The 18,469-nt window shown below is 46.3% G+C and carries 16 protein-coding genes; 9 read left to right on the top strand and 7 right to left on the bottom strand.

Annotated elements, in window-relative coordinates:
* Positions 1–273 precede the first annotated feature (273 nt).
* Both KBW69_RS21045 and KBW69_RS21040 read left to right on the top strand, forming a co-directional pair.
* The gene (locus KBW69_RS21045; RefSeq protein ID WP_257255642.1) at positions 274–1,143 is read left to right on the top strand and encodes a serine protease; all 870 of its coding nucleotides are present in this window, start codon (positions 274–276) and stop codon (positions 1,141–1,143) included.
* A 332-nt stretch (positions 1,144–1,475) separates the two neighbouring features.
* Complete coding sequence (locus KBW69_RS21040; RefSeq protein ID WP_257253997.1) at positions 1,476–2,189, top strand: Fic family protein; 714 nt, start codon at positions 1,476–1,478, stop codon at positions 2,187–2,189.
* Positions 2,190–2,327: 138 nt separating this feature from the next.
* Here KBW69_RS21040 and ppnN read toward each other — a convergent pair whose 3' ends face one another.
* Complete coding sequence (ppnN, locus tag KBW69_RS21035) at positions 2,328–3,701, bottom strand: nucleotide 5'-monophosphate nucleosidase PpnN (RefSeq protein ID WP_257253995.1); 1,374 nt, start codon at positions 3,699–3,701, stop codon at positions 2,328–2,330.
* Positions 3,702–4,242: 541 nt separating this feature from the next.
* Between ppnN and yfcD the strand changes: the two genes are divergently transcribed.
* On the top strand, positions 4,243–4,782 hold the full coding sequence (gene yfcD / locus KBW69_RS21030; protein ID WP_257253992.1) for an NUDIX hydrolase YfcD: 540 nt from the start codon (positions 4,243–4,245) through the stop codon (positions 4,780–4,782).
* 9 nt (positions 4,783–4,791) lie between these two features.
* Here the strand turns inward: yfcD and KBW69_RS21025 are convergent, their stop codons facing one another.
* Positions 4,792–8,157, bottom strand: coding sequence for a hypothetical protein (locus KBW69_RS21025; protein ID WP_257253991.1), 3,366 nt, complete (start codon positions 8,155–8,157; stop codon positions 4,792–4,794).
* A gap of 384 nt (positions 8,158–8,541) precedes the next feature.
* Positions 8,542–11,016, bottom strand: coding sequence for an endopeptidase La (lon, locus tag KBW69_RS21020; RefSeq protein ID WP_257282165.1), 2,475 nt, complete (start codon positions 11,014–11,016; stop codon positions 8,542–8,544).
* Between the two features lie 149 nt (positions 11,017–11,165).
* Between lon and KBW69_RS21015 the strand changes: the two genes are divergently transcribed.
* From KBW69_RS21015 to KBW69_RS20990, 6 genes are all read left to right on the top strand, one after another.
* On the top strand, positions 11,166–11,753 hold the full coding sequence (locus tag KBW69_RS21015; protein WP_257253988.1) for a DUF924 family protein: 588 nt from the start codon (positions 11,166–11,168) through the stop codon (positions 11,751–11,753).
* A gap of 96 nt (positions 11,754–11,849) precedes the next feature.
* On the top strand, positions 11,850–12,428 hold the full coding sequence (locus KBW69_RS21010; protein WP_257253986.1) for a chalcone isomerase family protein: 579 nt from the start codon (positions 11,850–11,852) through the stop codon (positions 12,426–12,428).
* Positions 12,429–12,598: 170 nt separating this feature from the next.
* A complete protein-coding gene (locus tag KBW69_RS21005) occupies positions 12,599–12,877 on the top strand; it encodes a hypothetical protein (RefSeq protein ID WP_257253985.1) in 279 nt (92 codons plus the stop codon).
* Positions 12,878–13,147: 270 nt separating this feature from the next.
* Entirely contained in the window at positions 13,148–14,323 is a 1,176-nt protein-coding gene (locus KBW69_RS21000; RefSeq protein WP_257253984.1) for a thiolase family protein, read from the top strand.
* A 124-nt stretch (positions 14,324–14,447) separates the two neighbouring features.
* The gene (locus KBW69_RS20995; protein WP_257253983.1) at positions 14,448–15,605 is read left to right on the top strand and encodes an acyl-CoA dehydrogenase family protein; all 1,158 of its coding nucleotides are present in this window, start codon (positions 14,448–14,450) and stop codon (positions 15,603–15,605) included.
* Between the two features lie 3 nt (positions 15,606–15,608).
* Positions 15,609–16,382: an enoyl-CoA hydratase gene (locus KBW69_RS20990; protein WP_257253982.1), complete on the top strand. Its 774-nt coding sequence runs from the start codon at positions 15,609–15,611 to the stop codon at positions 16,380–16,382.
* 41 nt (positions 16,383–16,423) lie between these two features.
* Here KBW69_RS20990 and ppiC read toward each other — a convergent pair whose 3' ends face one another.
* From ppiC to KBW69_RS20970, 4 genes are all read right to left on the bottom strand, one after another.
* Positions 16,424–16,705, bottom strand: a complete 282-nt coding sequence (ppiC, locus tag KBW69_RS20985) for a peptidylprolyl isomerase PpiC (RefSeq protein WP_306670877.1) — start codon at positions 16,703–16,705, stop codon at positions 16,424–16,426.
* A gap of 4 nt (positions 16,706–16,709) precedes the next feature.
* Positions 16,710–17,213 (bottom strand): ProQ/FinO family protein, encoded by a 504-nt coding sequence (locus tag KBW69_RS20980; RefSeq protein WP_257253980.1) that lies wholly within the window; start codon positions 17,211–17,213, stop codon positions 16,710–16,712.
* 102 nt (positions 17,214–17,315) lie between these two features.
* Positions 17,316–17,699 carry a DUF2237 family protein gene (locus tag KBW69_RS20975; protein WP_257253978.1) on the bottom strand — a complete coding sequence of 128 codons (384 nt, stop codon included), beginning with the start codon at positions 17,697–17,699 and terminating at the stop codon, positions 17,316–17,318.
* Positions 17,700–17,869: 170 nt separating this feature from the next.
* Positions 17,870–18,109, bottom strand: a complete 240-nt coding sequence (locus KBW69_RS20970) for a hypothetical protein (protein ID WP_257253977.1) — start codon at positions 18,107–18,109, stop codon at positions 17,870–17,872.
* Between the last annotated feature and the right edge of the window lie 360 nt (positions 18,110–18,469).

Here is an 18,469-nt window from a genome sequence, read left to right as displayed (position 1 = left end):
ATCATCTTCTGGATAATGGACTCTTTCATTTCTTTGGAGTAGCGAGTCATAACAGCCTCTTTTTGTATGCTCTCAATTATTGAGAGTCATGAATCAAAAGAGGCGACATCTATCCTGACACAGCGGGGAAGTTGACTTCAGAGAAGTTAACAGAAGTTATTGTTAAGCAATGCTTCAACAAACCATTAAAAGTAACTTGGTCGATTCGTTATATGGCAATAAAACCATGGCATACTACATTAAAACGACATTTAAACAGCTAGAGAAGATGATATGCTTGGCAGAGTGCTATGTTACCCAATCGTCAGCGTGCTGTTATTTGTGAGCGGTGTTCTTTTAGCTTCACATAACAGACTTGAAAGATATTCAGATCCTTTTAATCAAGAAAAGCCGGGTTCATACCCTTGGATAGTCCAAATTAGACCTTTCTTCTGCTCTGGTTTTTTAATATCAAATCGACACCTTTTAACTTCTGCACATTGTGTTGCCAGAGAGGCTTTCTATAAAAATCTTAAAGTCCATTTTTTAAATGCATATACTCCATTTAATATTAAAGGGAAGAGGCTGGTACGTAACCCGAAAGCAATTATTGGTAGAATTGATCAATATGATGTGGCGATAATAGAACTTGAGAGCTCAATAGAAATCGATACCCCAAAGTTAGATTTAGAACAATACAACTGTACAGATTTATTTCAAATTATTAATCCAATGGCAGCAGGTTATCAAACAGGGAGTTTTCTTAGATCAGTAGAATTATCGTGGCTAGTGTGCCCAAATAATAGAAATTACTTATACACCTTGAATTACTCTGGCGATGGCAAGGAAGGGAATTCTGGTTCGCCACTTTTTTACTTCAAAGATAATTTTTTCTATGTGTTAGGTTTGCATGAGGGGTCAAGTCTGTATAATGGAAACCCAATTTTTTATATATCACTTTCACATAACAGTGACTTCATAAAGGAATTTCTTGCCTTCTGTACACTTGGTTGTGGTAATGGTAGTTTTTCCCCTTATGCGGTATCGACAAATATTCATAAATGGACATTGGTTCCTCATAATATGGCTATCATGGCTACGTCGGGTTCATATAGTATCAGCTTTCTTTCAGCAGTATTATCTGTCTTGCTATACAAATTGTGAGTAGAGACATAACACAAATGAGTGCGTTCTTCTTGGTTGAGGCTTGTTGTATTGAGCAAATTGATCATGAGTAAAAGTCGGTTGTACTTGCATATCTTTACTTACTCCATTATTCGTTAATTTTACATTTAGATCATTAAACAATTATTAAGTTGCAGATTATTACTAACAAAGTACTAAGAACAGATAACAAAAAATTCAGATGACTGCACCTGCGGCGTGCCCAAAACAAGTGAGCATCCATTCTTAATCAAACTTTTCGAGCTGCATGACGATCAGAACTCGTGCAGATATAATGTGGGAATTTCCACCACCATGCTTGGGATGAGTAAATGACAACGGCAAAAGATACAGTTTGGGGAATGACCCCTGATCGTGGGATGGCCAGACAACTTGCCGTTCGTGATCTTCCTTCTTTGGTGCATGATGCCGTAAACCTTGAAGGTGTTGCGATGACTCTACCGGAAATTCAAACATTATTAGATGGAATTACTGTTGGGGGTTATAAGATAAGTGATCAGAATATGGCTTTAAATCAGGCAGAGGCCTGGAAATATCTGTTTGCCCTGGTTTCTGAAGGTAAGTTCTATTTTTCCAAAGGTGTTGCTTTGGCAGTTCACAACATTGCAGGCAAAGAAGAAGCACTGATGTGGGGGGCTTTTAGAACGGGTAACGTAACGATTAGTGGATCAGAATATGAACCTCCCTCATCCAAAGAGCTTGATAATGTCTGGGCTGAGATTGAGTCAGAAATTGCTGGTTATTATGATGTTTATGATATGGCAATAACGGCTTTTCTGAGAATGGCAAGAGCACAGTTCTTCTGGGATGTGAATAAGCGCATGGGGCGATTCATGATGAATGGTATTTTGCTTTCACATGGGTTTCCTATTATCAATGTTCCAGCAAAACGTCAGAAAGAGTTTAACCAGTTGATGCTTGACTTCTATACAGCAGCAGACACAGCTGAGATGAATAAATTTCTGAGATCGTGTCTCAACGAGAAAATCATTGATAATTTTAGATCCGCCTCATTAAGTGGCTGACGGAAAATGCTAGCGGACATCATTAGCGTCGCGAGTTTTAACGTAAAATGCTCAGGTAAGAGATTTTTTATGTTTTCAATGTGTCAAAAAAAGTAAGAAAGCGAAGATAAATCACTTCGCTTTCCAAAGCGGTATTGTTTAACTTTTGATCTCGTAGCAGGGCACATAGTGACTGCCTGGCAGCTTCATTCTGAATTGCTCTACAAAAGACTGAAGCAGGCTATCGACCTGTTTCATAAGCTCAGGCTCTCCCTTTAACTGATACGGGCCTTTTGCTCTGATCTGGCAAACGCCTTCTTCTTTTATATTGCCTGCCACAATACCTGACATGGCGCGACGAAGGTTAGCCGCCAGAAAGTGGGGAGGTAGTTCGGTATTCAGCTCGAGGTTTGCCATGTTTTCATGGGTTGGGTCAAAGGGCGTTTGAAAGTCCTCGTCAATCTTAAGCAACCAGTTGAAGTAGTAGGCGTCTCCATGCTTCCTGCGGTAGCGGGTAACTTGCTCCAGTCCACTTCTCATAACCCGACTAACTTCCAGAGGGTCATCGATAATGATCTGGTAGCGTGATTGGGCTTCCTTCCCTAAAGTTTTGCCGATAAATATATCAATTTTTTCAAAATATTCTCTGGCAGCTTCCGGTCCAGTGAAAACCAGTGGGAAAGGAATATCCCTGTTGGCAGGGTTGAGTAGAATGCCAAGAATGTACAGAATTTCCTCACAGGTTCCCGGCCCGCCCGGAAAAACGGTGATGCCATGACCTAGACGAACAAAGGCCTCCAGACGCTTTTCAATATCCGGCAGGATAATCAGCTCGTTGACAATAGGGTTGGGTGATTCAGCCGCGATAATGCCCGGTTCAGTTAAGCCAATGAATCGACCACGGGATATTCGCTGCTTGGCATGACCGATATAAGCCCCTTTCATGGGGCCCTTCATAGCACCGGGACCACAACCAGTGCAGATATTCATGCCCCGAAGGCCCAGTTGGTAGCCCACTTTCTTGGTGTATTCATATTCATGTCGGGCTATGGAGTGACCGCCCCAACACACCACAATACTGGGAACCTGCTTGGTAATAAAAGCATCGGCATGTCTGAGAATCTGGAAAACCAGATGAGTGATATCAGTGGAGCTGTCTGCAGTGAAACGTGGGTTCTCTGTAATGTGAGACGACACATAGAGAATATCTCTCAGGACGGAGAAGAGGTTTTCCCGGACACCGCGAATCAGTTTTCCAGCGACAAAGGCATCGGCGGGAGCGTTAATCAATTCCAGCTTTAATCCGCGGTGTTCCTGAACAATACGAATGTCAAAGTCCTGGAATTGCTCCATGATTTCTTCGGTGTTATCACCTTCCTGTTCACAGTTGAGTATGGCCAGGGCGCATTGCCGGAACAAACGATGTAACCCTTTCTGACTGGTGTCCTGAAGGCTGCTGACCTCAAGGTTTGAGAGAACACGCATGGAGCCTACAGGGTTAACAATGGTAGAAACAGTATTTCTGGCGGTCATGATACCCCCTGGTTTTTTTTATCGTGAATATCGTCCAGCGATTTGAATAGCAAAGTGTTTCTGACCTCATGGCCGTGTTTTGCAATCCGCCACAGTCTCATTATATGTGGATAGAAGACATTTTTTCAGTCTTGACGGATTAACCATCCTCTGACAAATTGGGAATGTTAACACTTTTCCATGAGCCGAATGATGACGTTCACGCACTCATCTTACTTGGGGCCTTTCTTTGCCGGAGGTATTGAAAATGGCTCAACAAAGATTAGTGGGTGGTTGCCTGAAACATCACCACGTGACTTTTTCAACGGGTTGCCATCCCGTTTCGGGGATTTGTTTGGTCTGCCTGTATGCATAGTTGACTCTCCGAAGGGGGAGACATCGTAGATTTCGACAGTGGTGATTCATCGGAACTTTCTGTTGATGGGGTGGCAGAACTTTCAGGAGCTCGTTCATCCTGTTGTGCTCTCAAAGAAACAGAGAGCTGCGATTGCCTGAACGTGTTTCACGGTAAAATAAAACGAACATCCGGAGCCTGGTATTTATGCCATCCAACTCAGAACTTCAGTCTGCATCAGAAAAGATCATCATTGTCGATGAAAGCAACCATGTGCTTGGCGCTTTGCCCAGAAGACAGATGAGAGAAGAGAAACTCTGTCACCGGGCTACGTATGTCTTTGTCTTTAACAGTAAAGGGCAACTTTATGTTCAGGAAAGAACTTTAAGCAAGGATATTTACCCGGGTTATTTTGAGCCGGCCACGGGGGGGGTGGTGGCCGAAGGTGAGAGCTATGACGTGGCTGCCGTCAGGGAGCTGGCTGAAGAGCTCGGCATAAAAGATACTCCGTTGAAGCCATTGTTTCATTTTTACTTTCACAATGAGGACTGCAAGGTCTGGGGCAGGGTATACAGCTGTCAATATGAGGGTGAGCTGAAATTGCAGGAGGAAGAAGTAGCGAGTGTGGTCATGGAGTCGCCTGAAGAGATTCTGTCAAATCGTTTTAACCGGAGATACACGCCTGATAGCCTCATAGCCCTCAAGCGTTTGTTGTATTTCTATGGTGACAGCAATACACCCGCTTGATCTTTTCGATCAATTTACCCTCATATTAAGTATTGATGCCCATTCTTGCCGGAGACTTGGGTCGAGGAAATCTTTTGAAGATCTGGAGAAAACCGGTTGTCTGAGGAGCGATGCATAGCTTGAGAGAGAGTTAGAAGGCAAGAAAGGCTCTTCCTGTCTATGACCAGGGTGATCGGTTGCAGCGGACACTGTCTGATGCTCTTGCTCATCCATTGCTATTGGAGCGTTTTCGTTGACGTTAACAGTCTTTTCATCAACTATCGGGTCGTAGGGTTCATCCAGAGCATCAAAAAACTCATCATCGTCGTCTTCTTCCATGTCAGATATCGTCTCAGAAACCATGTTGTCTCCGACAGTGGCTTCGACTCTTGATGCTTGAGATGTGAGCATAGTCAGCAGGCTGGACTCGATAGGCCCCCTCACTTTTATCAGTAACTCCATGACCCGATCAACCCGCTGGTTGGCATCCTGAATCTGCTTCAGCATCAGAGGTTTGTTTAAGTAAGCTGACTCATCAGTCCGGGCGGCTTTCAGGAGTTCTTCAATCTGATTCAGGGTTCTCATGCGATCATTCAGAGTGGATGCTTCTGCGTATTGAAGGTCAAACAGTTTATCGATCGCTTTCACAAAAGAAGCCTTTTTTTCCTCTGTCATCAGCAGATCTTCAGTGAAAATACCTGCAAGTTCCGGATGAGGCTTTTCTGTCACAATACTTGCTAAGATTGAGACGGCCGCCCCTCTCATTGCTTCTGGAGTCGCAGTACTTTCTATCAAATACCTGAGGTGACGAACTTCCTTTGCCAACGACATATCTTCGGGCAGCTCATTCCTTACCGCCAAATCTAGTTTTACCTTCAGAGCGGAGGGCTTACCTTGTCTGATGCCAAGGTCAAGCATTCTTGCGGCCTGTCTGCGGTCTCCAGACTCAATCAACAGTTCAGCGGCTTCTTTGAATCGGCCGTGCTTGACCAGCAGCATTTTGAGGAAATCCAGAGTGTTATGAGCCCTGATGCTGTCCTCTATCCAGAGGTTTTGAATAAGAGTTTTTATCGGAAAGTGTTCCAGTGAGTGGGCAACGATTTCCGGATGACTCCGATCCAGCAGGTTTAATAATGAGACAAGATGATGAGGGTCGGCAAAGTAGGGGTGGTTGCTGATCAAGTCTTGAAGAAGGCTGCTCAGTTGGCTTTTTTTATAGAGTTGATTCTTATTCCAGTTGATGAGCAGTTTAATCGCTTCTTCTGCTTTTTCCGGATCGGACTTATAGGCAAACTCGGCCAACCGGAAGGCTATGGCTTTTTCCTCGGGTGTGTTCTTAGGCAGGTGCTTTGCAAGATGAATCAACCATTCAGTATTTGATGCCAGCCCACTGGCGTTCTCGATGTCTTTTCTTTTTAACAGCTGTTTGTAGAGTTCAAAAGCTTTCTCTCTATCAACAGTAATCAGTCTGTGTGCAACACTCTCAAACCATAACCATGTCTCATCATCGGCTTCTGCAGCCTCCTTGATGAAGAACGCTTCTGGAATGGCCTCCAGAGCCATCATGCAGTCATTTTCATGTTGAAACCTTTCCTGATCCCGAACAAAGCGGAGCAAGATCTGGCAAGCTGTTTCGTCACCTTTTGCCGCTTCTATGCAACGCTTTTCCAATAAGCGTGGCACCATTCTTACTGGCTGAGCCAAAGCGCTGTCTCCTGAGAAGATAACGCTGAGCACGCTGCTGAAAGTGTCGGGTACAATGAGTACACCGTCTTCCAGATCAAGCGCTTCTGAATGCTGGTGGTGAAGTGAAGGTAACTCTTCAAATGAAGTGTCGTCTGGTTGAGGTTGGCCTGGTACTGAATGACTTTGAGCACGGGTCTGATTCAGTTGCCTAAAGGTGATCTGATCATGATCCTCTATGCTGGACGCGGGCTTCCCGGGGACCAGACCAGGCAGAACGATTTTGCATGCGATAAATTTAAACGGCCAGCCAATCTGGAGTCCTGTTCCACCGCTGTATGGAACCAATCGTGTTTGTTTGGCCTTTAGTGCTTTTTTTACCAGCCAGCCAGTCAGGGTTCCTCCTGAAACACTGATACCGTGTTTCAAATCTTTCATTCTGACTTCACCATGTTGCATAAATGCGAAGATCTCGAGATGAACAGGGCTAGAGAAGAGAGGAGCTAATAACCAACCAATATAGGGAATGTTTCGAATGGTTTTGGGGTGAATGATCAGTGAGCTGGTGAAGGTTCCATTATGGGTGTCGTCAAGGTGCTGAACGTTTACTTTTTTGACTTCTACCAATGCAGGCCGGGCTGATTCGTTGACATATTTTAACGAGTCGAAAATAAGTATGGATGTCTGTTTCGTTGAAGCTTCAAGCAGGTCAAGAGGTTTGCATAGCCGGACGCCTTTCATAGTCAGCTTTCCCCTCTCAAACCCCACGATGCAGTCTGATTCTTTTGAGGGATCAGGTACTGATGTCAGTTCTTGATACGAGTCCAGATTTTCATATCGGACTTCTACTTTTTCAGCAGAAAGTTGAACCGCGGTGCGATCCCGGGAAGAAGAGATGAATTGGTTTTTTAATACCTGGGCGATGCTAATATCGGTACCGACTGAGAGGGTCGTGTTCTCAAGCCTGAGTTGCAGTATCAGAGGGGGACTATCTTCAAACGGAATTTCAACGGTGCAGGAGAGGTCTCCCATTTCAAAATGATTTTCTGTGGCTTGTCCATTGATTAAATAGCTTTCTGATGGTTGGACGACTCTTTTTGAGTCGAAGTTTAATGCCGTAATTCTTATGGGGAGAGCATCGCCATTTTTTATGAGTATTTCGTTAAAGTTGAATGGCGTTTGCTTTCCTTCGACAATGACTCCGGTATAACTGCATAGCAGGTCATACAATAAAGAGCGCCACTGGCTTCTTTCGTCCTCACGGGTCATCTCAATACCCACCTGACGACTGATAAAATCATCCAGTTTTGACGCGACCTTTTCGTAACCCGCACCGGGAAGGTTTGAAAGTGCTCCTACAGCCTTGCCTGGCAGCCCTTTCAGTAAACCAAGGTATCCGGTCTGTTTTTGCTCTTCATCGGGGTCAAGATTCTCAGCAGGAGGAGGCGTCGTGTCTTTTCTGGCAATGTAACTTTTGTACCACCGCTGGAAGAACCAGGGGCGTCTTTCAGCCTTCCTCTCATTAATGTGAGGAGATTCTGGTGTCCGTTGGTCAGATGATTCGTGGCTCAATTGACTTGTCGTTGTCGTTTCACTGATTTGCCGGCCCAAATGATCCTGTCCAGTGACTGGAGAAGTAGGCATGTTATTGTCGCCAGTGAATCTGGGGGGAGTGGGTGAGTTGTTGCTGCCGGGTGAAAGAGGTGATGACATGTCGCCACAGTCCGTTGTGAGCTTGTGGATTTGTTAACTTTCCAACACTTATTTACACAGCTTAGCTGATGGCAATTGAACTCAGCAGGTCCGGTGAGATGAAAGGAAAAATTGTGTTTTCCTGCTGCTATTAAATGTCAAATGAATGGCAGATAAATATGGAGGAAGACTGGCATCCCAAAAGTGACATAAAAGAGATTTCTTTATGCTTCAAAACTCTTAACTACGAATGGACAACACGGCGGCCGGAGCCAATAATATTGGGTGCTCACTCATGTGTCCTAACGGGGGTCTCCCTCGTTGTTAGAGCATTGATTCATGCGCCGCCTCCTAAGGGGCGGCGCAGTTCGTTGTGAGGGAATGATTGGTTGCGTTTGATTGGAGTCAAGGCTTAGTCGCAGGCTTTTTGCGTGCGGTCTTCCTGATGGTTTTCTTAACGGGCGATGTCTTGACGGGAAGTGCTGCCTTGCATACATCTTCGAAGATGCTGGCAAAGTGAATGGTCATGCCTTTTCGAATATAATCCGGCAGCTCATCGTAATCTCTTCGACATTCTTCCGGAATGATCAGGGTATGAATGCCTTGTCGTTTAGCGGCTATGACTTTTTCCCTAACCCCGCCAACAGCCAGAACTTTACCCGTGAGGGTCAGTTCTCCAGTCATGGCTATAGGGGCAGGCTTTGTATTCGTGGCAAGAGATAGCAGAGCGGTGGCCATGGTTATACCTGCTGAAGGGCCGTCTTTGGGAGTTGCTCCTTCAGGTACATGAAGATGGATAAAGGCTTTGTCAAAATAGGCTTCAGGAATGCCTAGCTTCTCGGCCTGACTTGAAACAAAGCTGTAGGCTATTTCAGCAGACTCTTTCATGACATCACCCAATTTGCCGGTTAGTTTGAAGCCCGCTCTCTGATGATGAATAAGACTGGCTTCTACAGGCAGGGTTGCGCCCCCCATAGCCGTCCACGCCAGACCAGTCACCACGCCAATACCTTCAATGCGCTTTTCTTTTCTGAAATAGGGCGCGCCCAGATAGTCAGATAGATTCCTGATCGTCACACTGTGACTCTCTTTCGAGCCTTCAAGTAGTTGAACAACAACTTTGCGAATAATTTTCTGTAGCAGTTTTTCAAGGTGTCTGACGCCAGCTTCCCTGGCATAGCCTTCAATGACTGCCTTGAGAGTGGCATCGGAAAATCGGATTTGGCTCTTTTTTAAACCGGACTGTTTCAAGAGCTTTGGCCACAGATGATTTTTGGCGATGGCCATTTTTTCTTCTGTGATATAGCCAGAGAGCCTTATGACATCCATTCGATCCAGAAGAGGGCCGGGAATCGTATCCAGCTGGTTGGCGGTACTGATAAACAGCACCTTTGAAAGATCGATTCTCATGTCCAGGTAGTGGTCGAGAAACTCACTATTTTGTTCCGGGTCGAGTACTTCCAGCATTGCAGAAGCAGGATCTCCTCGATAGGAGGCACCGATTTTGTCAATTTCATCCAGCATGATAACGGGGTTGGCAACGTCTACTTCCTTGAGGGCCTGAACCAGTTTGCCTGGCATTGCGCCGATATAGGTACGGCGATGGCCTTTAATTTCTGCTTCATCTCTCATGCCGCCGAGGCTGAAACGATAAAATTTTCTGCCTAAAGCTCGAGCTACAGACCGTCCGATAGATGTCTTGCCGACACCCGGAGGGCCTGCCAGCAACATTATGGTGCCTGATATTTCCTGTTTGTAGGCACCGACAGCCAGAAATTCGATGATTCGGTCTTTGACGTCCTCAAGCCCGTCATGATCAGAATTCAGAACTTTTCTGGCATGGGCAAGATCGAATATATCTTCGGAGTATCTGCCCCAGGGTACCGAGGTAGCCCAGTCAAGGAAGTTGCGGCAGACGGCATACTCCGGGGAACCCATTTCAAGAATCGAGAGCTTTTTCATCTCGTCATTGATCTTTTTCAGGGGCGTTTCAGGAATATCCAGCTCAGCAATCCGCTTTTCAAACGCTTCAATTTCAGCCGTTCTGTCGTCTTTCGAAATGCCAAGTTCTTTTTGTATGATTTTCAGCTGTTCTTTCAGGAAAAATTCACGTTGATGTTTACTGATCTTGCGGTTCACTTCAGCATTAATCTCACCCTGAAGGCGGGCTACTTCCTGTTCCTTGCGGATGAGAATCAACACTTTCTCCATTCGACGTTGAACAGACAGTGTTTCAAGTACCTCCTGTAACTCCTGACCTCGAGCTGTGGTAATGGCTGCTGCAAAGTCTGCCAGTGGCGACGGATCTTTTGGACTGAATCGGTTGAGGTAATTTTTTAGTTCTTCGCTGTAGAGCGGGTTCAGTGGTATTAATTCCTTGATGGCCTGAATGAGCGCCAGCGCATAGGCTTTGATTTCATCGGTGTCGTTTTCAATATTGTCAGGGTATTCCACCTGAACAAGATAGGGTGGGCGTTTGCGAAGCCATTGCTTGATACGGAAGCGCTGCATTCCCAGAGCGATGAATTGAATCTGATCACCTTCTGCAAGGATATTATGAATTTTTACGGTACAGCCCATCTCCGGGAAATCTTCCGGGCTGACTTCATGGTCTGCTCCTGTTATGCCAGCAGCATAGCTAAGCCCCACTACTTTATGGGGGCTCTGGGCGACTCGCTGAAGTGTTTCTTCCCACTCCTGACTATTAAACACCAAAGGCTGAACCTGGGCCGGAAAAAATGGCCGGTTTGAGACAGGGATGAGGTACAGCTTGTCAGGTAGAGCGTGTTCAGGGAGCACCAGTCCGGTACCGGTACCCTTGTCTTCTACCTGTTCATCAGCTGAAATAACTTCGGGTTCCTGATTGTCCTGATCTGTCATAGTCTTTTCGGATTGCGTCTCGGAATGAATAGTTAGCGGATAATGACTATCTGGAGTCATCTCCAGTGATTTCAATAGGTGATGACATTAAGTATGGTTGAGTACAAGCTGCATGCCACTCAACTGACAAGATCATGGGAGTCAATGATATGAAAAGTTCTCAGCAAGTTCTGGATTTTTGGTTTGAAGGCGAGCCTCTTGGCGATGTGCAAATGTCCCGCTGGTGGAAGAAAAGTGAGGCTCAGGATCAGCGTATTCGCAATCAATTTGCTGGCTTGCCAGACAAAGTAGAGTCCGGAGGGTGCGACGAATGGCTGGAATCTGCTGAAGGGCGGTTGGCAGCAATCATTGTGCTGGATCAGTTTCCCCGGAATATGTTCCGGGGTGATCCCGGATCATTTAAGTACGATCGTACTGCTCTGGCGATTTCCAAAGAGGGGGTGGAGCTGGGGCAACTGGATCGGCTGACGGAGCTGCAACAGACTTTTTTTGTCATGCCTTTCATGCACAGTGAATCGCTTGAGGATCAGGATCAATGTGTGAGGCTGTTTGAAAGCATAGTTGGCGGGGCTGGAGACAGCTACCAACAATACCTTGCAGGTTCACTGGATTTTGCGGTCAAACATCGTGATATTATTGCCAGGTTCGGACGCTTTCCCCATCGCAATAGCCTTCTTGAACGAGAAAGTACCGATGAAGAATTGAGCTTTCTTCAGCAGCCTGGATCATCCTTCTGAGTTTTTATCATCACGTTGGTTGCAAAAATGGGAATAACGTATCGGCTGCTGTAAGATGGCGGGGCAAACAACAATAATAATACCCAAAGGATACTTATGAAAAAGTTGTTTATTGTCGTATTTGGGATGGCGCTCTGGCAATCAGCACACGCTCTTTCCATGAAGGGCGTCGAGATTCCTGATGTTGTGAAGGTGCCGGACGGCACTGTTTTACAACTTCAGGGTGCAGCAGTACGAACATGGTATTTGGTGGTAGACGGATACATTGGTGCACTCTACCTTGAAAACCCCTCCTCTGACGTTTACCACATACTCTCTGAAGAGAGTTATCAGAGAATGAGCTTCACTATTCTGTTATCGAAAATGAGCGCAAGACGAATGGCCAATGCGTTCTATGAAGCGATTCAGATCAATACTTCCGAAGAAGAGCAAAAGGATCTGGAAAAAGGTATTGCTCAGTTTATGGGTATGATTGATGGCACTCTGAAGAAAGGAGAGTCCGGAACCTTTGAATATATTCCCGGCAAGGGAGCGAGAGTCATTATCGCAGGAGAGGAGAAGGGGATTATACCTGGCAAGAAACTATTCAACGCAATACTAAAGGTATGGATTGGTGAAACTCCGCCCAACCAGAAGTTCAAAGAAGGCATTTTGGGTTTGAATACTGAAAGATAGTGCTTTCTACATTGGGGGGCTTTCGGATTTGCTTTGGGCAAGTGTTTGAAGGCTTCAGATGAATTGTCAATATCGATAGTTAATTTATGACTTGAATTCAGGCAATGTTTTTCTCTTCTCAGCCGATGCATGGATAGAGGTGCCGTCGATCAGCCAAGAGGAGAAATGTGATGAGCAAGTCCATAGAAAAAGCCGTTCTCACCATGACTGAATCGACTCAGGGAGAATATGTCATCCGGGTGACTCAGGGTGGCACAATTCTCTTTGGGGATGTCATTGTTCGCCTGCCAGCCGGTCTGGGCGAGTCGCTCAAAAGTGATCTGGCTTCAGTCATGGCCAATGCTGTTTTGAGGCATATCAGTAAAGCTGACAAAGAGGCCATCCGCGAAGTTGAAAGTCTTTTCCTCCAGTGGGGGTGCTTTGATGCTGCAGATGATAGCTGCATTTAACCGAATTCATATTTCTGAATTAAAGTACCCTGACCGTTCAGGGGCGTAGGTGCCTGACATGGAAGTATAATCCTGAGTCAGATCTTCAGGATGGTATTTTTTGTCTTTTGTTGCAGTAGAATGTTTGAGAGTCGGTCAGTTCTGTCAGATACTGGCTGTATTGTATCATCGTATCGTTATTCTGCAGTAATCGTTTCAATGCAGATGAATTGTACAATAGAGCTTTTTGCCGAATCGGTATTTGAGCGTCAACAAAAACAAGAGATTACCATGTCTGATCAAGTAAGTATTGTCATCGTTTCAGCTTCACGCACTCCCATGGGCGGCTTCCAGGGGAGTCTTTCAGAGGTTGCAGCTCCACAGCTGGGAGCTGCTGCTATACGTTCTGCCGTTGAGAAAAGTGGTCTTTCTGCCTCCGATATCTCTGAAGTTCTGATGGGCTGCGTGCTACCTGCGGGCTGTCGTCAGTCCCCTGCCAGACAGGCTGCCAGAGGGGCAGGGCTTCCGGACTCTACTTGCACGACAACGGTCAATAAAGTATGCGGCTCTGGCATGAAAACCGTCATGATGGGTGCGGCTCAGTTACAATTGGGCGAGGCTGATGCAGTGGTTGCAGGCGGTATGGAGAGTATGACCAATGCGCCCTACTTGCTGGGCAAAGCCCGCTCGGGTTTGAGATTAGGGCATGGTGAGATTAAAGATCATATGTTTACTGATGGACTGGAAGATGCCTATGACGGTCACGCTATGGGCGTTTTTGCTGAACAGACCGCAAAACGTTTTGAAGTATCCAGAGAATCAATGGATGACTACGCACTGGAGTCTCTGAGAAGAGCTCTGGCTGCCATTGAAGAAGGGGCATTTGCAGATGAAATTGCTCCAGTGGAAACACGCCGCAATGGTGAAATTACGGTGGATGAACAGCCTGGTAAGGCTCGCCCTGAAAAGATCCGGCAGCTGAGACCCGTGTTTGATAAAAACGGGTCGGTCACAGCGGCTAACTCCAGCTCTATTTCTGATGGTGCGGCAGCTCTTGTGTTGATGCGTGAGGAGGATGCAATGGCCAGAGGTCTGACCCCCATTGCACGCATCAAAGGCTATCAGAGCCATGCTCAGTTACCAGCAGAATTTACCATTGCCCCCATTGCGGCCATCAGTAAATTGCTGGAAAAGGTCGACTGGCAGGTAGAAGACGTAGACTTGTTTGAAATCAATGAAGCGTTTGCGGTTGTGACAATGGCATGTATGCAGGAGCTGGATCTGGATCACAGCAAGGTCAACGTGTTCGGTGGCGCCTGTGTGCTGGGTCATCCATTGGGAGCCAGTGGCGCCCGAATTATTGTGACGCTTCTTAATGCCCTGAAAAGAAAAGGCGGTAGAAAAGGTGTTGCTTCCCTTTGTATTGGTGGTGGTGAAGCCACTGCTATTGCAGTGGAGCTTGTTTAATTATCCCAGGCTCTGGAATATTTGACGACTTGGTCGTTTATTAATCGCCACAAGCAAAAGGGGTTTGTAATGGTTTTTTCAAGCCTTGCAGGCTCCTGCTTTTACAAACAATAAGAGGCCGTTAATGAACTTTAATCTCACAGAAGATCAAATCGCTTTTCGTGATCTTGCCGCCCAGTTTTCCAGGCAAGAGCTTCTACCTAATGCGGCTGACTGGGATAGAGACAGTGTCTTTCCCATTGAAACTCTGAAAAGGGCGGGCAAGCTGGGTTTCTTATCCCTGTACGCACCTGAATCAATGGGAGGGATGGGTTTATCGCGGCTGGACGCAAGCCTGGTATTCGAACAGCTTTCCATGGGGTGTACTTCAACCACCGCTTATATGACTATCCATAACATGGTCGTCTGGATGGTGGGTCTGGCTGCCAGCGATGAGGTGCTGTCCGAGTGGGGTGAGGCCCTGGTGACAGGTGAAAAACTGGCTTCTTATTGTCTGACAGAACCCGGCTCAGGGAGTGATGCAGCTTCTCTTAAGACCCGTGCATTCAGGGAAGGAGATGAGTACGTCCTTTCCGGTTCGAAAATGTTTATTTCAGGTGCGGGCAGTACTGACCTTCTATTGGTCATGGCCCGCACGGGGCGGGAAGGCCCAAAAGGTATCTCTGCTTTTGCTGTTCCCGCCAGCAGTGATGGTATCACCTATGGTCGTAATGAAAAGAAAATGGGCTGGAAAAGTCAGCCCACCCGGCTGGTGAGCTTTGAAAACGTCAGGATTCCTGTCAGCTCCCTTCTGGGTAAGGAGGGAGAAGGCTTTACTCTTGCTATGAAAGGTCTTGATGGTGGTCGAATCAACATAGCGACATGCTCTGTCGGTACCGCTCAGCAGGCGTTGAACACTGCCAGAGAATACCTTAAGGACCGTAAGCAGTTTGGTAAAGCGCTGGCTGATTTCCAGGCTCTGCAGTTTCGACTGGCTGATATGACCACAGAGTTAACGGCAGCCAGGCAGATGGTCAGGCTTGCTGCCTTCAAGCTGGATCAAAAAGACCCTGAAGCCACCGCTTATTGTGCCATGGCAAAACGTTATGCTACAGATGCTGGTTTTAAAATCTGTGATGAAGCGCTGCAACTTCACGGCGGTTACGGGTACATCAATGAGTACCCTCTTGAACGCCACGTCAGAGACACTCGGGTACACCAGATTCTGGAAGGCACCAATGAGATCATGAGACTGATCATTGCCCGACGGATTCTGGCTGATGAATGTGCAGGACTGGAGTGAATAATGTCTGATTGTATAAAGCTTTCGCTGGAAGGCCATATCGCCACCATCCAGCTGAATAATCCACCGGCGAACACATGGACACTGGAAAGTCTGAATCTGCTTGAGCAGATGGTTCATGAATTGAATGAAAATCCGCGGGTAACTGCCCTGATTATTTTCTCTGAAGAGGAAAGGTTTTTCAGTGCCGGAGCCGACCTTAAACTGTTTGCTGATGTTTCGTCTGAACAGGCCAGGCCTGTGGCTGAAGCATTTGGCCAGGCTTTTGAAACACTGACAGAATTCAAGGGTATCTCTATTGCCGCAGTTAATGGGTTTGCCCTGGGTGGTGGTCTTGAAGTGGCGTTGGCCTGCGACCTGAGAGTGGCTGAAAAACAGGCCTTGTTGGGTCTGCCCGAAGCAGCAGTGGGTCTGTTGCCCTGTGCGGGTGGTACTCAGAATTTAATGTGGCTGGTTGGCGAAGCATGGAGCAAGCGAATGATATTACTGGGTGAGAAGGTGGACGCAGAAAAAGCCTTTCAGATCGGCCTGGTGGAAGAAGTCGTGGAGCAAGGACAGGCTTTTTCAATGGCCAGGGAGCTTGCTGCAAAAGTCAGTCAACAAAGCCCTGACTCAGTTGTTGCGTGTAAAAAGCTGATTCAAATGAATCGGCTTTCGTCAAAAAATAGATATGCTGTCGAGCGTGATTTATTCCTGACGTTGTTTAAGGGTCAGAACCAGAATGAAGGCGTAAAGGCTTTTCTGGAGAAACGGTCACCTGAGTGGCGCTACGATTAAGTAGAAACTGAACCCGGCTGAGCCGGGTTGCAATCTGAGCATCAGTCGTTGCGATACAGTGTTTGTATGAGGTGGAAGCCGAATTGTGTTTTGACCGGACCGTGAACTTCCAGAACTTCTTTTCGGAACACTACCTGATCAAAGGCTTTCACCATCTGTCCCTGACGAAATTCGCCAAGGTCTCCTCCTTTCTTACCAGAGGGGCACTGAGAGTGCTTTTTGGCCAGTTGGCCAAAGTCAGCTCCCTTGTCCAGCTGTTTTTTGAGCTTTTCTGCTTCTTCCCGTGTTTTAATCAGGATATGTCTGGCACAGGCACTCGCCATAATATTATTCCTGCGTCGTAGAATCTTGGGTAGCTGCAGTGTCGCTTTGAGCGAGTTGCCCGGCTACCAGTTTGAGTTGTCCGACAAAGACTCGTTCATTTTTTTTCTGACGGGTCAGCTGTCTCTGATACAGAAGAATTTCGGCGTTGACAGCTTCCTTCAGTCTGACTTTGCCAGCAGGTTTACCATTCAGGTCGACCCGGTTTCTGCCTTCCTTAATCGATGATAGATAGCGGTCCTGCTGAGTAAACAGTTTCAGAGCTTTTCTGATGGTGCTGACCGGAAATTCACCGGTTTGTTTCATCTCATTATGGATGCCGATTTTAAGTGGGCGGGGGGAAGCCACTCGAAAGGCATCAGGCCAGCGTTCTCTGATCAGGCGAAGTGCTTCAGAACTGGATATTTCATCTCTATTGTTAGCTGAAGACTGTTGATCAGAAGAAGAAAGGTTACTGCATTGAGTATCTGCCTTTGAAATAGTCAGATCTTCTCTTTCTGCATTGTGCATATTGTGCTCATGACTGATTACTTGAGATGTTTGTTCTGGACAATTGTACTGCATTGTGGACGTCTATTGATATATTTTGAATCCGAACTTATGTCTCGTTTATTAATGAATATCAAGAGCTTTGGATTTCAATGCTCCAAAGCTGATCATCTCAAGAGCCTTTTCGTGAGTGGATCTCAGATAGACCGGAGGAGCGACTCCGGCTTCATAGGCTTGTTTCCATCTTTGTGCACACAGGCACCATTGATCACCCTCCTTAAGTCCGGGAAAATTGTGAGCCTGATTGGGCGTAATCAGGTCGTTGCCCTGTTCAAGAGAAAATTTCAGGAAATCTCCAGTGACTCTGGCGCAGACAACGTGCTGTCCAATATCATTCCTGTCGGTATGGCAGAAACCATCCCGGTAGATTCCGGTTAGAGGATCAAAGCAGCAGGGTTGAAGAGGTCCCCCGAGAACATTTTTTTCATTAGAAGCCGATGTGTTCATGCGGAATTCCATAGACAATCTTGAGAGAGGAGTTAACAGCAGGTTGCTTTTGCAGTCAATGAAGAATTTACAGGCTGGTCCTAACTGAAGAGGAGGGGGTCAGGACTTTTATTCATACTGCTATATGCAGATATGGTCGTTTAGCTCTGTTTAAGACATCACCGTTTGCATCAGGGTCTGATCGATGTGTGCGTTTTCGCCTGTCTGAGTGTCATTTGCAAAGCTTCTTCTCTTGGCAGAACTTTATAAATGCTTCTCAGATACTCGGCTTCAATCTGTGCAGACTCTTTTGCTGTAACAGTGTCTTCTGCCTTGACGTTGTTGCCCTCTTTATTACTTTCTTTCAGTTGCACATTGGCTCTGAGGTATTTCAGGTAAGCTTCCATGTGACTTTGTGCAGGTTTACTCATTCTTGTTCCAAATCGCCATGGTTAAAAGGTAATTGTTTTGCTGAAAGTAATGTGTCGGAGCAAAACATATTTTCGTCGTTAAAATAATAATCCCACTCACCTTCTGTCCTGATATTCCTTCTCAGGATCAGCTGGTCGTTGTGGGAAGATAATCAGCATGATACGTGCCAAGTGTATCGGAATGCGTAAATATACCTATCTTGATGCGTTTTGACTCGGCAGGGGGTGGTTGCGCAATCGGCTTTTTTGAGTTGTTTTTCTCAGTGCTACGTTACGATTGGGATCGCGGGTTACACATCGTGCCGATGTAAATCCCAGCCGGGAGTGTCATTGTTTCAGGGATTTGACAGATTTTTGTCA

Origin of the sequence: Endozoicomonas sp. ISHI1, assembly GCF_024606225.1 — a bacterium.
Lineage (GTDB): Bacteria > Pseudomonadota > Gammaproteobacteria > Pseudomonadales > Endozoicomonadaceae > Endozoicomonas_A.
This window is presented reverse-complemented; position numbering and strand designations above follow the sequence as displayed.